The sequence below is a fragment of the Nocardioides sp. genome, assembly GCF_030655615.1.
Lineage (GTDB): Bacteria > Actinomycetota > Actinomycetes > Propionibacteriales > Nocardioidaceae > Nocardioides.
Map to the genome: position 1 here is coordinate 1 of NZ_JAURVJ010000227.1, position 12,648 is coordinate 12,648.

The 12,648-nt window shown below is 71.4% G+C and carries 15 protein-coding genes; 4 read left to right on the forward strand and 11 right to left on the reverse strand.

Annotation, left to right across the window (positions count from 1 at the left end; all coding sequences use genetic code 11):
- The 9 genes from Q7T52_RS19810 to Q7T52_RS19850 form a co-directional block, all read right to left on the reverse strand.
- Positions 1-820: GNAT family N-acetyltransferase (locus Q7T52_RS19810; protein ID WP_304805275.1), on the reverse strand; the 820-nt coding region annotated here is incomplete at its 3' end.
- Between the two features lie 151 nt (positions 821-971).
- Entirely contained in the window at positions 972-1,391 is a 420-nt protein-coding gene (locus tag Q7T52_RS19815; protein ID WP_304805276.1) for a metal-sulfur cluster assembly factor, read from the reverse strand.
- Complete coding sequence (gene sufU / locus Q7T52_RS19820) at positions 1,388-1,834, reverse strand: Fe-S cluster assembly sulfur transfer protein SufU (RefSeq protein ID WP_304805277.1); 447 nt, start codon at positions 1,832-1,834, stop codon at positions 1,388-1,390. Before sufU ends, Q7T52_RS19815 begins: the two co-directional genes overlap by 4 nt.
- A gap of 3 nt (positions 1,835-1,837) precedes the next feature.
- Entirely contained in the window at positions 1,838-3,136 is a 1,299-nt protein-coding gene (locus Q7T52_RS19825) for a cysteine desulfurase (protein WP_304805278.1), read from the reverse strand.
- A gap of 1 nt (position 3,137) precedes the next feature.
- Positions 3,138-3,902, reverse strand: a complete 765-nt coding sequence (gene sufC / locus Q7T52_RS19830) for a Fe-S cluster assembly ATPase SufC (RefSeq protein ID WP_304805279.1) — start codon at positions 3,900-3,902, stop codon at positions 3,138-3,140.
- Positions 3,899-4,246, reverse strand: a complete 348-nt coding sequence (locus Q7T52_RS19835; protein ID WP_304805280.1) for a non-heme iron oxygenase ferredoxin subunit — start codon at positions 4,244-4,246, stop codon at positions 3,899-3,901. Before Q7T52_RS19835 ends, sufC begins: the two co-directional genes overlap by 4 nt.
- Positions 4,243-5,433 carry a Fe-S cluster assembly protein SufD gene (gene sufD, locus Q7T52_RS19840; RefSeq protein WP_304805281.1) on the reverse strand — a complete coding sequence of 397 codons (1,191 nt, stop codon included), beginning with the start codon at positions 5,431-5,433 and terminating at the stop codon, positions 4,243-4,245. The genes Q7T52_RS19835 and sufD overlap by 4 nt, the downstream gene beginning before the upstream one ends.
- A gap of 47 nt (positions 5,434-5,480) precedes the next feature.
- Positions 5,481-6,899 carry a Fe-S cluster assembly protein SufB gene (gene sufB, locus Q7T52_RS19845; protein WP_304805282.1) on the reverse strand — a complete coding sequence of 473 codons (1,419 nt, stop codon included), beginning with the start codon at positions 6,897-6,899 and terminating at the stop codon, positions 5,481-5,483.
- The gene (locus tag Q7T52_RS19850; RefSeq protein WP_304805283.1) at positions 6,896-7,573 is read right to left on the reverse strand and encodes a metalloregulator ArsR/SmtB family transcription factor; all 678 of its coding nucleotides are present in this window, start codon (positions 7,571-7,573) and stop codon (positions 6,896-6,898) included. Before Q7T52_RS19850 ends, sufB begins: the two co-directional genes overlap by 4 nt.
- 79 nt (positions 7,574-7,652) lie before the next feature.
- Between Q7T52_RS19850 and Q7T52_RS19855 the strand changes: the two genes are divergently transcribed.
- Positions 7,653-8,918 (forward strand): hypothetical protein, encoded by a 1,266-nt coding sequence (locus tag Q7T52_RS19855; protein WP_304805284.1) that lies wholly within the window; start codon positions 7,653-7,655, stop codon positions 8,916-8,918.
- Between the two features lie 10 nt (positions 8,919-8,928).
- Here Q7T52_RS19855 and Q7T52_RS19860 read toward each other — a convergent pair whose 3' ends face one another.
- Positions 8,929-9,318: a hypothetical protein gene (locus Q7T52_RS19860; RefSeq protein WP_304805285.1), complete on the reverse strand. Its 390-nt coding sequence runs from the start codon at positions 9,316-9,318 to the stop codon at positions 8,929-8,931.
- Positions 9,315-9,677, reverse strand: coding sequence for a hypothetical protein (locus Q7T52_RS19865; protein WP_304805286.1), 363 nt, complete (start codon positions 9,675-9,677; stop codon positions 9,315-9,317). The genes Q7T52_RS19860 and Q7T52_RS19865 overlap by 4 nt, the downstream gene beginning before the upstream one ends.
- 65 nt (positions 9,678-9,742) lie before the next feature.
- Here Q7T52_RS19865 and Q7T52_RS19870 point away from each other — a divergent pair, with 65 nt between their 5' ends.
- From Q7T52_RS19870 to Q7T52_RS19880, 3 genes are read left to right on the forward strand one after another with little or no spacing between them, the layout of a single operon-like run.
- A complete protein-coding gene (locus Q7T52_RS19870; RefSeq protein ID WP_370692351.1) occupies positions 9,743-10,699 on the forward strand; it encodes an ABC transporter ATP-binding protein in 957 nt (318 codons plus the stop codon).
- Complete coding sequence (locus tag Q7T52_RS19875) at positions 10,696-11,448, forward strand: ABC transporter permease (protein ID WP_304805287.1); 753 nt, start codon at positions 10,696-10,698, stop codon at positions 11,446-11,448. Before Q7T52_RS19870 ends, Q7T52_RS19875 begins: the two co-directional genes overlap by 4 nt.
- A complete protein-coding gene (locus Q7T52_RS19880; protein WP_304805288.1) occupies positions 11,439-12,365 on the forward strand; it encodes a heme A synthase in 927 nt (308 codons plus the stop codon). Before Q7T52_RS19875 ends, Q7T52_RS19880 begins: the two co-directional genes overlap by 10 nt.
- The last annotated feature ends 283 nt before the right edge of the window (positions 12,366-12,648 follow it).

The window sequence follows — 12,648 nt, forward strand, 5'->3', positions numbered from 1 at the left end:
GGGCGACACCGGCCGCGGCGCCCATCAGCGCCGTGCCGACCCCGCGGCGGTGGGCGCGCTCGGCCACCTCGAGACCCCGCGCCTCGGGGTGCGAGCCGATCGCCTCGACCACGTCGGCGTGCCCGGAGCTGTCCAGCAGCAGGACCTGGCCGACGACGTCGGGTCCGTCCCAGGCGAGGAGGTACGTCGCCCCGCCGGCCTGCTGCCGGGCCCACCGCCGGTGGTGGGTGCCGCCGCCCCGGGTGGGGAGCCCGCGCTCGGCGGCGTCGGCGTCGGCGTCGCTCGCGCAGGGGCGGACCTCGACGGCGAGGTGGTCGCGCTCGAGCGAGCGGTGGTGCCAGACGGTCTGCCAGTGCCACTCGGGCCCGGACTCGCGCCAGGTCTCCGACCAGCCGAGCGCGCGGTAGAACGCCAGCGCCTCGGGCTGGTGGTCGCCGACGTCGAGCAGCAGGTCGGTGAGGCCACGGCGCCGGGCGGAGTCCTCCAACGCGCCCATCAGCAGGCGCCCCACGCCGCGCCGTCGCAGGGCGGGGTGCACCCGGATCCGGATGACCCGGCCGAGCCGTGGCCGCTCGTGCACCGGCCGCAGCCCGCCGCCGCCGACCAGGTGGCCCTCGTCGACCGCGACCAAGAGGTCGCCGCCGGCCGCGAGCACCGTGGCACCCGGGTCGACGAGGTCGGCCGGCCCGCTGGGCGGCACCCGTCGCGGCGGGAGCGGCACGGGGACGCTGGGGTCCTCGGTGATGCCGGCGTCGGGCAGGTGCGCCAGCGCCCACAGGGCGGGCAGGTCGTCGGGCTCGAAGGCGCGGACCTCGGTCATCGGCCGACGGTAGCGCGATCCGCCCCGACGCTCAGGCGTCTCGGCACACCAAGATCTCGAGCCGCCCGTCGCGGGCCCGCAAGCGCGCCCGCGGGGCTCCCTCGATCTCTTCGGGTCGTGACCGTCGTCGCTGCGCTCCGACGGTCACACCTCAGACGTTGAACCCGAGGGCGCGCAGCTGCTCGCGGCCGTCCTCGGTGATCTTGTCCGGGCCCCACGGCGGCATCCAGACCCAATTGATGGCCACGTCGTTGACGAGGCCCTCGAGGGCGGCGTTGGTCTGGTCCTGGATGACGTCGGTCAGCGGGCAGGCCGCCGAGGTGAGCGTCATGTCGATGACCAGGTTGGACGAGGCGTCGAGGTGGAGGTCGTAGACCAGGCCGAGGTCGACGACGTTGATGCCGAGCTCGGGGTCGACGACGTCCTTCATCGCCTCGGTGACGTCGTCCTTGGTGACGGTGGCGGTGCCCCCGCCGCCGAGGTCGGCCGAGCCGGACGCCTCGGGGACGTCGGGCAGGTCGCTGTGGTCGACGGTGTGGTCGATGGTGTGGTCGATGCTGGACTCGGTCATGACTGGGCCTCCAGTGATTGGGCGGTGGCGTCTTTCCAGGCTATCCACGACAGTAGTGCGCACTTGACGCGCGCCGGGAACTTGGCGACGCCGGCGAAGGCGATGCCGTCCTCGAGGACGTCCTCGTCGGGCTCGACCTGGCCCTTGCCCTGCATGAGGGTCAGGAAGTTCTCGTGGATCGCCATGGCCTCGTCGACCGGCTTGCCGATCACGAGGTCGGCCATCACCGAGGCCGACGCCTGCGAGATCGAGCAGCCGACGGCGTCGTAGGACACGTCCTCGACGTGGCCGTCGGCGACGTGGACGCGGAGCGTCACCTCGTCGCCGCAGGTCGGGTTGACGTGGTGCACCTCCGCCTCGAACGGGTCACGGAGACCTGCGTGGTGGGGGTTCTTGTAGTGGTCCAGGATGATCTCCTGGTAGAGCGCATCGAGTTCGGACATCGCTCAATCCAACTTGAAGTAGGAGCGGGTGTATTCCAGCGCCTCGACGAGGGCGTCGATCTCGGCCGGCGTCGTGTAGAGGTAGGACGACATCCGCGTCGTGCTCTGGACGCCGAAGCGGGCGTGAGCCGGCTTGGCGCAGTGGTGGCCGGCTCGTACGGCGACGCCGCGCGAGTCGAGCACCTGCGCGATGTCGTGCGGGTGGACCCCGTCGACCTCGAACGAGATCGCTCCCCCGCGCTCGGTGGCGTCGAGCGGCCCCAGGACCCGCAGGCCGGGCACGGTGGCCAGGCCGTCTAGGGCGTAGGCGGTGATCGCGTGCTCGTGGTCGCGGACGGCGTCGAGTCCCAGGTGGCGGAGGTAGTCGACCGCCGCGCCGAGGCCGACGGCCTCGACGATGGGCGGGGTGCCGGCCTCGAACTTGTGCGGGATCGGGGCGTAGGTCGAGCGCTCCATGCGCACGGTCTCGATCATCTCGCCGCCGCCGAGGAACGGCGGCAGCTCGGCGAGGAGGCCGGCGCGGCCCCACAGGACGCCGATGCCGGTGGGCCCGACGACCTTGTGGCCGGTGAAGACCACGACGTCGGGACGCTCCTCGGGCGCCATCGCCGCCAGGTCGATCGGCAGCTGGGGTGCGGCCTGCGAGGCGTCGACGACGACGATCGCGCCGACCTCGTGGGCACGGCGGGTGATCGCGGCGACCGGGTTGATCGTGCCGAGCATGTTGGAGACCCAGGTGAAGGAGACGACCTTGGTCCGCTCGGTGATCAGGGTGTCGACGTCGGACAGGTCGAGCTGGCCGCCCTCGGTGAGCCCGAACCAGCGCAGGGTCGCGCCGGTGCGCTCGGTGAGCAGCTGCCACGGCACGATGTTGGAGTGGTGCTCCATCTCGGTGATGACGATCTCGTCGCCCTCGCCGACCTGCCGCGGGCCCTTCCAGGCCAGCGTGCTGGCGACCAGGTTGAGCGCCTCGGTGGCGTTCTTGGTGAAGATCACCTCGTCGCGGCTCGGTGCACCCAGGAACGCGGCGACCTTGTCGCGGGCGCCCTCGAAGGCCTCGGTCGACTCCGCGCCCAGCTGGTGCATGGCGCGGGCGATGTTGGCGTTGTGGTGCTCGAGGTGGTCGACCATCGCGTCGATGACGACCTGCGGCTTCTGCGAGGTGTTGGCGCTGTCGAGGTAGACCAGGGCCTGCCCGTTGGCGAGGGTGCGCTCGAGGATGGGGAAGTCCTTGCGGACGACCTCCAGCTCGGGGAGCAGCCCCGCCAGGGCGGGGTGCCCGGTGCTCGACAGCGTCGTCATGTCAGACCGCCGCGGTCTTGGTGAGGTACTTGTCGTAGCCCTCGGCCTCGAGGGCCTCGGCGAGCTCGGGGCCACCCTGGTCGGCGATCTTGCCGTCGACGAAGACGTGGACGAAGTCGGGCTCGATGTAGCGCAGGATGCGCGTGTAGTGGGTGATGAGCAGGACGCCCTTGCCCTCCTGCGCGCGGAACCGGTTGACGCCCTCGGAGACGATCTTGAGCGCGTCGATGTCGAGGCCGGAGTCGGTCTCGTCGAGGATCGCGACCTTGGGGTTGAGGAGCTCCAGCTGGGCGACCTCGTGGCGCTTCTTCTCGCCGCCGGAGAAGCCCTCGTTGACCGAGCGCTGCCCGAAGGTCGGGTCGAGGTTGAGCTGCTGGAGGGCGGCGTTGACGTCCTTGACCCAGGTGCGGAGCTTGGGGGCCTCGCCGTCGAGCGCGGTCTTGGCCGTGCGCAGGAAGTTGGACACCGAGACGCCGGGGACCTCGACGGGGTACTGCATCGCGAGGAACAGCCCCGCACGCGCCCGCTCGTCGACGGTCATCGCGAGGACGTCGGCCCCGTCGAGGGTCACCGAACCGCCGGTGATGTCGTACTTGGGGTGACCCGCGACCGAGTAGGCGAGGGTCGACTTGCCGGAGCCGTTGGGGCCCATGATCGCGTGCGTCTCGCCGTCCTTGATGGTCAGCGTCACGCCCTTGAGGATCTCCTTGGGGCCGTCGTCGGTCTTGACCGAGACGTGCAGGTCCTTGATCTCGAGGGTGCTCATTGGGGCAGTACTCCGTTCAGGGTGGTGGCGGTGTCGACATAGACACCGTCGTCGCGGACCTCGACAGCGAAGGTCGCGACGGGTTCAGTGGCGGGCAGGCCGGTCGGCTTGCCCGTGCGGAGGTCGAAGCGGGAGCCGTGCAGCCAGCACTCGACGGTGCAGTCCTCGACCTCGCCCTCGCTCAGCGAGACGGACGCGTGGCTGCAGAGGTCCTGCAGCGCATAGAACTCGTCGCCCTGCTCCGTCGTGTGACGGGCGATGGCGACGTCGACGTCACCGAGCGTGACGCCGAGCGCCTCGTCGGTGGGTACGTCGGTGGGTGCGCAGGCGAGCAGGAACGTCACACGAGGTCCTTGAGGACGTTCTTGGCGAGCTCCGCCTCCACGGTGGTGGTGAGCCGCTCCTCGATCTCCGGGACGCCGACCTTGCGGATCAGGTCCTGGAAGAAGCCGTGCAGCACGAGTCGGCGGGCCTCCTTCTCGGAGACGCCGCGCGAGCGGAGGTAGAACAGCTGCTCGTCGTCGAAGCGTGCGGTGGCCGAGGCGTGCCCGGCTCCCTCGATCTCGCCGGTCTCGATCTCGAGGTTGGGCACCGAGTCGGCCTGGCAGCCGTCGGTGAGCACCAGGTTGCGGTTCTCCTCGTAGGTCTCGATGCCCTCGGCGACCTTGCGGATGAGGACGTTGCCGATCCAGACCGTGTGGGCGCCCTGGCCCTGCAGCGCACCCTTGTAGACCACGTTGCTCTTGGTGCGCGGCTGGTTGTGGTCGGCGAAGAGCCGGTGCTCGAGGTGCTGGCCGGCGTCGGCGAAGTAGAGGCCGAGGAGCTCGGCCTCGCCGCCGGGGGCGGCGTACTCGACGTTGGCGTGCATCCGCACGACGTCGCCGCCGAAGGACACCGACGTGTGCCGCACGGTGGCGTCGCGACCCACGAGGATCGCGTCGCGGCCGAGGTGGACGGCGTCGTCGTCCCAGTCCTGCAGGGAGACCACGTTGACCTGCGCGCCGTCACCGACGAGCACCGAGGTGGTCGCCGCGTAGCGCGCGCTGCCGGTGTGGACGAGCACGATCGTCGCCTTCGAGAAGGCCCCCACGCGGAGCACGACGTGGCCCCACACGAGGTCGTCGGCCCCCTGGCCGGTCAGCCGCAGCACGACGGGCTCGTCGAGCTCGGTCTCGGCCGGTACGTCGAGCAGCCGCGCCCCGCCGGCCAGCGCGACCGCCAGGGCGGAGGGCCGGTCGTTGGGGGCGAGCTCGCCGAGCTCGCGCGCCTCGTCGGTGCTGATCCGGGTCAGCGAGACCCCGTCGGGCAGCGTGGTGTCCCAGGTCAGCTCGGCGTCGGACGCCTCACCGTCGAGGAGGCCTCGCAGCCGTTTGATGGGCGTGAACCGCCAGATCTCCTCCCGCCCGACGGGCAGGGGGTGGTCGGCGACGTCGTAGGACGGCGGCGGGTTGAGGTGGGAGGTGATCTGGTGCTTCACCTCGAGGCCCGCCTCGAGGTTCTCGCGGGCAGCGTCGGTCAGGGTGGTGGTCACAGGTGGTCTCTCTACGGTCGGTGCTGTGCGGGAAGGGCGTCGGCGGGTCAGCCGACAGCTCCCTCCATCTGGAGCTCGATGAGCCGGTTGAGCTCGAGGGCGTACTCCATCGGGAGCTCCTTGGCGATCGGCTCGACGAAGCCACGCACGATCATCGCCATCGCCTCGTCCTGCTCCATGCCGCGCGACATGAGGTAGAAGAGCTGGTCGTCGCTGACCTTGGACACCGACGCCTCGTGACCCATCGACACGTCGTCCTCGCGGATGTCGACGTAGGGGTAGGTGTCGCTGCGGCTGATCTGGTCGACGAGCAGCGCGTCGCAGAGCACGTTGGACTTGGAGCCGTGGGCGCCCTCGTTGATCTGGATGAGGCCGCGGTAGGAGGTGCGGCCACCGCCGCGGGCCACCGACTTCGACAGGATCGAGGACGAGGTGTTGGGCGCGGCGTGGACCATCTTGGCGCCGGCGTCCTGGTGCTGGCCCTCGCCGGCGAACGCGATCGAGAGCGTCTCGCCCTTGGCGTGCTCGCCCATGAGGTAGATGGCGGGGTACTTCATCGTCACCTTGGAGCCGATGTTGCCGTCGACCCACTCCATCGTCGCGCCGGCCTCGCACGTCGCCCGCTTGGTCACGAGGTTGTAGACGTTGTTGGACCAGTTCTGGATGGTCGTGTAGCGGCAGCGGCCGCCCTTCTTGACGATGATCTCGACGACCGCGGAGTGCAGCGAGTCGGAGGAGTAGATCGGCGCGGTGCAGCCCTCGACGTAGTGCACGTAGGCGTCCTCGTCGACGATGATCAGCGTGCGCTCGAACTGGCCCATGTTCTCCGTGTTGATGCGGAAGTAGGCCTGCAGCGGGATGTCGACGTGGACGCCCTTGGGCACGTAGATGAAGGAGCCGCCCGACCACACCGCGGTGTTGAGCGCGGAGAACTTGTTGTCGCCGACGGGGATGACGGTGCCGAAGTACTCCTGGAACAGCTCGGGCTGCTCCTTGAGCGCGGTGTCGGTGTCGAGGAAGAGGACGCCCTGCTCCTCGAGGTCCTCGCGGATCGAGTGGTAGACGACCTCGGACTCGTACTGCGCGGCCACGCCGGAGACGAGGCGCTGCTTCTCGGCCTCGGGGATGCCGAGCTTGTCGTAGGTGTTCTTGATGTCCTCGGGGAGGTCGTCCCAGGTCGCGGCCTGCTTCTCCGACGAGCGCACGAAGTACTTGATGTTGTCGAAGTCGATGCCGCCGAGGTCGGAGCCCCAGGTCGGCATGGGCTTGCGGCCGAAGAGCTTGAGGCCCTTGAGGCGCTGGTCGAGCATCCACTGCGGCTCGGACTTGAGGCCAGAGATGTTGCGGACGACGTCCTCGCTGAGGCCGCGCGTGGCGTTGGCCCCCGCCACGTCGGTGTCGGACCAGCCGAACTCGTAGCGACCGATGCCCTTGAGCTCGGGGTTGAGGTCTTCGATGGAGGTCATGTGGTGACCTTCTCCTTCGTTGTCGACTGGTGTGGCAGGTCGGGGATGCAGGTGGTGCAGACACCGTCACCGTGGGCGATGGTGGCCAGGCGTTGGACGTGACGACCGAGGACCCGGCTGATGGCAGCCGTCTCCTCCTCGCACAGCTGGGGGAACTCGTGGGCGACGTGGGAGACCGGGCAGTGCTGCTGGCACAGCTGCTCCCCCACCGGCGACTCGCGGACCGACGCGGCGTAGCCCTGGTCGGAGAACACCTTGGCCAGGACCTGAGCAGGCCCCAGGTCGGGGTGGGCCGCCGTGACCTCGCCGAACCGTTCCTCGACGAAAGCCGCACGACGCTTGGCGAATTCCCGGACGGCAGCGTCGCCGCCGGTCTCGCTGACGAAGCGCAACGCGTCGACCGCGAGGTCGTCGTACTGCTGGTCGAAGCCGTCACGGCCGCTCTCGGTGAGCGCGAACTCCTTGGCCGGGCGACCCCGGCCCCGGGCGCCTGCGGACCGCTGGTCACGGGCCACGACGTGACCCTCCTCGACCAGCTGGTCGAGGTGGCGACGTACGGCGGCGGGCGTCAGGTCGAGCCGGACGGCGAGGGCCGCGGCGGTGGAGGCGCCGTTGACGAGGATGGATCGGGCGACGCGCTGACGCGTCGACTCGTCCGTCCCGGTGAATTCCACAACGCCAGTGTGCCTATATTGCGAGGCGTCCTTCAAGCAAGGTTCACCTAACAACGTCGCCGAGGGGTTGAATGCGTCCGTGCCCGCGCCCATCGTGCCAGCCCCGCCCCTCGCCACGCAGGGCCTGCCCTGGCACGCGGCGGTCGACGACGCGGTGGCCGCGATCGGTGAGGCACGACGGGAGCACGGGGACACCTTCGCAACCTGCCACGGCCGCGACCGCTACCTCTTCACCTTCACGGCAGCGGGTGTCGAGGCGTTCTACGCGCTCCCGGAGGACGTCGCCAGCAAGGGCGTCGCCGACTACCTGATGCTGCGCCGCAAGCTGCCCGACGAGCTGTTCGACGGCCGACGGACCCTCCCCGGCACGCTGTTCCGCCGCGGCGACGTCGCGGTCTACCTGGCCACCCTCGAGTCGGCCCTCGACGCGACGCTGGCCGAGCTGGGCGCCTCGGGCGAGGTCGACGTCTTCGACCTCACCCGGCGGCTGGGACACCGGCTCGGTCTGGCGTCGTGGGCCGGCGCGGCGGCGGCCAGCGGCGCGGCGTTCGAGCGCCTGGTCGCCGCCTTCGACGTGCTCGACGGGTCCGACGCCTTCGTCCACCCCGACGCGATGGCGGCTGTGGCGGCCTCCGGCAAGGCCGCGGAGACCGCCGCCCTCGAGGAGGTCGTGGCCGTCGTCGGCCCGCTGCCACCCGACGACGGGCTGTTCGGGCGGGTCCGTGCCGCCTGGGCCGACGAGCCCGACGAGGACGCCCGCCGGCGCGGGATCGGCCTCGACGTCGCCCTGCTCCACGTCGCGTCGATGTCCAACCTGCACGCCGCCCTCGGCTGGGCCCTGGTCGACCTGGCCGCGCACCCCGACGCGGTCGACCGGGTCCGCTCCGGCGACGCCGACTTCACCGGCCGCTGCGCCCTCGAGTCGACCCGCCTCGCCCAGCGCTCGATCATGGCGCGCACGGTGCTGGCGCCGGTCTCGTTCTCCGACGGCGTCTCGACCTACGACGTGCCGCCCGGCTGGACCATCGCGACCCTGCTCCCCCTGCTCAACACCTCGGCCGCTCCCGGGCTGCAGGACTGGGACCCCGACCGCTGGGACCGCAACCGGCTGCGCCCCGTCGACGGCCTCGCCTCCCCGCAGCTCGTCACCGCGTTCGGCCACGGCCGCCACACCTGCCCCGCCCAGCCGTTCTCCCTGGCTGCAATGTCGACGGCGATGACCCGGCTCGTCGCCGCCTACGACCTCGAGCCGCGCTGGACGACGTACCCCGCCCCCGTCGCCGCCCAGATCGGCGGCGTCGCCCGCGCCGCGGGCCCGGTCCCGATCGGGTACGCCGCGCGCTGACGCCGGCCCGTCAGGCGGGGCGGGTGGCGCGCAGCCAGGCGAGCCCGAGGAACGGCAGGACGAGCGGCAGGAAGCCGTAGCCCTGGCCGAAGTGGGACCAGACGGTCTTGTCGGGGAACAGCGCGGTGTCGACGTAGGACAGGGTGCCGATGGCGAGGACGCCGACCAGCTCGATCGAGCAGGCGCCGACCGCCACGGCCCACGCGCGGCGCCCGCCGAGGAGCAGGCACGTGGTGGCCACGAGGTAGATGACGGCGGCGACGAGCGAGAGCGTGTAGGCGAACGGCGCGCGGCCGGCGTCGGTGCCGAGCTGGACCAGGGAGCGGCCGGTGGCCGCGACGGCGAAGACGCCGTAGACGAACACGAGGACCCGGCCGGGACCGGAGGACAGCTCGGTCACGCGACCCCGCCCCAGATCGTCTCGAGCCGCAGCTGCAGGGCGATCACGGTGATGACGGCGACCAGCAGCACGGCGGTACCGGAGCGGGTGCGCTCGGCCAGCGACCAGAACACCCCGATCGGCAGCGCCAGCAGGTTGCCGACGAGGTAGCTCACGAACAGCACCCCCGAGACGTCGCGGTCGGTCGTCGAGAGCGCGACGACGCCGTGGACGAGCTGCACGAGGACCACCAGCTCGACGACGCCGAGCACGACGAACGTGCGGTCCTGGGCCGGCTCGTCGCGGACCAGCAGGACGACGACGAGCAGCGCGGCCAGGCCGGCCACCACCAGGATCGTCGCGGTCAGCCAGTCGGTCACGACCTCATCGTAGGGAGGCCGAGCCCGGGCCAAAGGGGTGCCCCACCCGACCCTAGACTCAGGTTGTGTCCGAGCCTCCCGCCGTCGTCGTCGACGGCCTGGTGATGCGCTACGGCGACAAGGTGGCGGTCGACGGGCTGAGCCTGACCGTCGAGGCCCACACGATCACCGCCGTGCTCGGCCCCAACGGCGCCGGCAAGACCACGACGCTCGAGACCTGCGAGGGCTACCGCAAGCCCCAGCAGGGATCGGTCCGCGTGCTCGGCCTCGACCCCGTGCGGGAGCGGCGTGCCCTGCTCCCCCGGATCGGCGTGATGCTACAGAGCGGCGGCGCCTGGGGCGGGGTGCGCGCGGTCGAGATGCTCCGCCACGTCTCGCGCCTGCACGCCCACCCGGTCGACGTCGACCTCCTCGTCGACCGGCTGGGCCTGGGTGACTGCGGGCGGACGGCGTACCGACGGCTCTCGGGCGGCCAGCAGCAGCGGCTCGGTCTCGCGATGGCGATCGTCGGGCGGCCCGAGCTGGTGTTCGTCGACGAGCCGACCGCCGGTCTCGACCCCGCCGTGCGGCGGACCGTGTGGGAGCTGCTCGAGGAGCTGCGCACCGACGGGGTCACCGTCGTGCTGACCACGCACTACATGGACGAGGCCGAGCGGCTGGCCGACCGGGTCCACATCCTCGACAAGGGCACGTTGGTCGCCTCGGGAAGCCCGCTCGAGCTCACCCGCGGCGGCTCCGTGGCGACGATCCGGCTGGTCGTGACCGAGCCCTTCCCGCCCGGCTCCCCCGACTCGCTCGCCGTCTCCCTCGGCCCCGGCACCGAGGTCACCCAGCTCGACGCCGTCAGCCTGCTGGTGACCGGTCCGGCCGACGCGTCGACGCTGGCCAAGGTCTCGCGCTGGTGCGAGGACAACGGCGTGCTGCCCGAGTCGCTGACGCTCGGCCAGCGCAACCTCGAGGACGTCTTCCTCGAGCTGACCGCGAGCGCAGCGCCCGCGGTGGAGACGGAGCTGACCCCATGAGCACCTTCACCCCCGCCCCGGGCGCCGCGCCGGTGGTGCGCCAGGTGCTGACCCAGGCGTCGATGGAGACGCGGCTGATGCTGCGCAACGGCGAGCAGCTGCTGCTGGCCGTCGTGATCCCGGTGATCGTGCTGATCGGCGGCGTCCGTGGCGCCGAGCGGGTCGACCTGTCCTACGGCGTGGCGGAGTTCGCGCCCGGCGTGCTCGCGCTGGCGGTGATGTCGACGTCGTTCACCGCGCTGGCGATCGCCACCGGCTTCGAGCGTCGTTACGGCGTCATCAAGCGCCTCGGCACCTCGCCGCTGTCGCGCACCGGGCTGCTGTGCGGCAAGGTGCTCGCGCTCCTCGCCGTCGAGGTGCTCCAGGTGGTCGTCATCGGCGCCGTCGCCCTGGCCCTCGGCTGGGAGCCGTCGGTGTCGGTCGTGGGCGGGTTGCTCACGGTCGTCCTCGGCACGTCCGCCTTCGCCTCGCTCGGCCTCTTCGTCGCCGGCGCGCTGCGCGCCGAGGCGACCCTCGCCGCGGCCAACCTCGTCTACCTGCTGCTCATGGCCGGCGGTGCGGTCGTGCTGCCCGCGTCGGCCTACGGCTCGTTCGGCGACGTCGTCACCTGGCTGCCCTCCGGCGCGCTCGGCGAGGCCATGCGCTCCGCCCTCGGCTCCGCCGACATCGCCTGGCGCGACCTGCTCGTGCTCGCCGGCTGGACCGCCGTCGGCGCCACCCTGACCGCAAGGACCTTCACGTGGGAGTGAGTCTCGCCCCGATGGCCCGCTACGTGCGCCAGCTCGGCTGGGCGTCGCTGGTCGCCAACATCGGCATTGTCGTCACCGGCGGCGCGGTCCGGCTGACCGGCTCCGGCCTCGGCTGCCCGACCTGGCCGCGCTGCACCGACGAGTCCTTCCGCGCCCACGGCGAGCTCGGCCTCCACGGGGCCATCGAGTTCGGCAACCGGATGCTCACCTTCGTCCTGGTCGCCGTGGCCGTCGCGACGTTCGTGGCCGCGTGGCAGACCGGACGCCGGGTGCTCCGGATCCACGCGCTCGTCCTCGCGCTCGGCGTACCCGCTCAGGCCGTGCTGGGCGGCATCACCGTCCTCACCGACCTCAACTCCTGGCTCGTCGCCCTCCACCTGCTGCTGTCGATGGCGATGATCGGCGTCGCGGTGCTGTTCCTGCGGCGCCTCGACGACCCGCCCGACGCACCGTCCCACTGGGTCCGGGGGCGGGTGCCGCTCCTTGCGTGGTTCACCTTCGCCACCGCCTGGGCCGTCCTCTACCTCGGCACCGTCGTCACCGGCGCCGGCCCCCACGCCGGCGACGCCGAGACCGAGCGCAACGGCCTCGACCCCGTCCAGGTCACCCAGCTCCACGCCGACGGCGTCTTCCTGCTCGTCGGCCTGACGGTCGGCCTGCTCATGGCCGCCGGCACGGCGCGCCGGGCCGTCGCCCTCCTCCTCGCTGTCGAGCTCGGACAGGGCACGATCGGGTTCGTCCAGTACTTCACCGACCTCCCCGAGGTGCTCGTCGGCTTCCACCTGCTCGGTGCCGGCCTCACTTCCGCCGCCGTCACCTGGGCGGTGCTGGCGGTGGTGCTGGTGCCGGCTGGCACTGATGCGTTGGTCGTGGCTCGTCGTGACGGTGAGCCGGTCGGGGCTGCTGAGCGCGGCTGACCTGGGCCGAACTGCGCCATCGCGCGGTTCGGTACCGACAAGACGCGTCTTACGGCGACGAACCATTCGATCGCGCGGTTCGGAGGCTCCCGCTCGGCTCGATCCCGCCAACTCGAGCGATCGAACGAGTTGACCGCGCAGACCGACCCCAACCCGCCACCAACTCGTGCGATCGAACGAGTTGACCGCGCAGACCTACCCCAACCAGCCACCAACTCGTGCGATCGAACGAGTCGACCGTGCAGACCCACCCCGACCCGCCACCAACTCGAGCGATCGCACG

What these genes read in the sequence shown, in the direction of transcription:
- Q7T52_RS19815 (WP_304805276.1), bottom strand. Translation starts at nt 1,391, where the DNA reads ATGACCGAGTCCAGCATCGACCACACCATCGACCACACCGTCGACCAC.
- sufU (WP_304805277.1), bottom strand. Translation starts at nt 1,834, where the DNA reads ATGTCCGAACTCGATGCGCTCTACCAGGAGATCATCCTGGACCACTAC.
- Q7T52_RS19825 (WP_304805278.1), bottom strand. Translation starts at nt 3,136, where the DNA reads ATGACGACGCTGTCGAGCACCGGGCACCCCGCCCTGGCGGGGCTGCTC.
- sufC (WP_304805279.1), bottom strand. Translation starts at nt 3,902, where the DNA reads ATGAGCACCCTCGAGATCAAGGACCTGCACGTCTCGGTCAAGACCGAC.
- sufB (WP_304805282.1), bottom strand. Translation starts at nt 6,899, where the DNA reads ATGACCTCCATCGAAGACCTCAACCCCGAGCTCAAGGGCATCGGTCGC.
- Q7T52_RS19875 (WP_304805287.1), top strand. Translation starts at nt 10,696, where the DNA reads ATGAGCACCTTCACCCCCGCCCCGGGCGCCGCGCCGGTGGTGCGCCAG.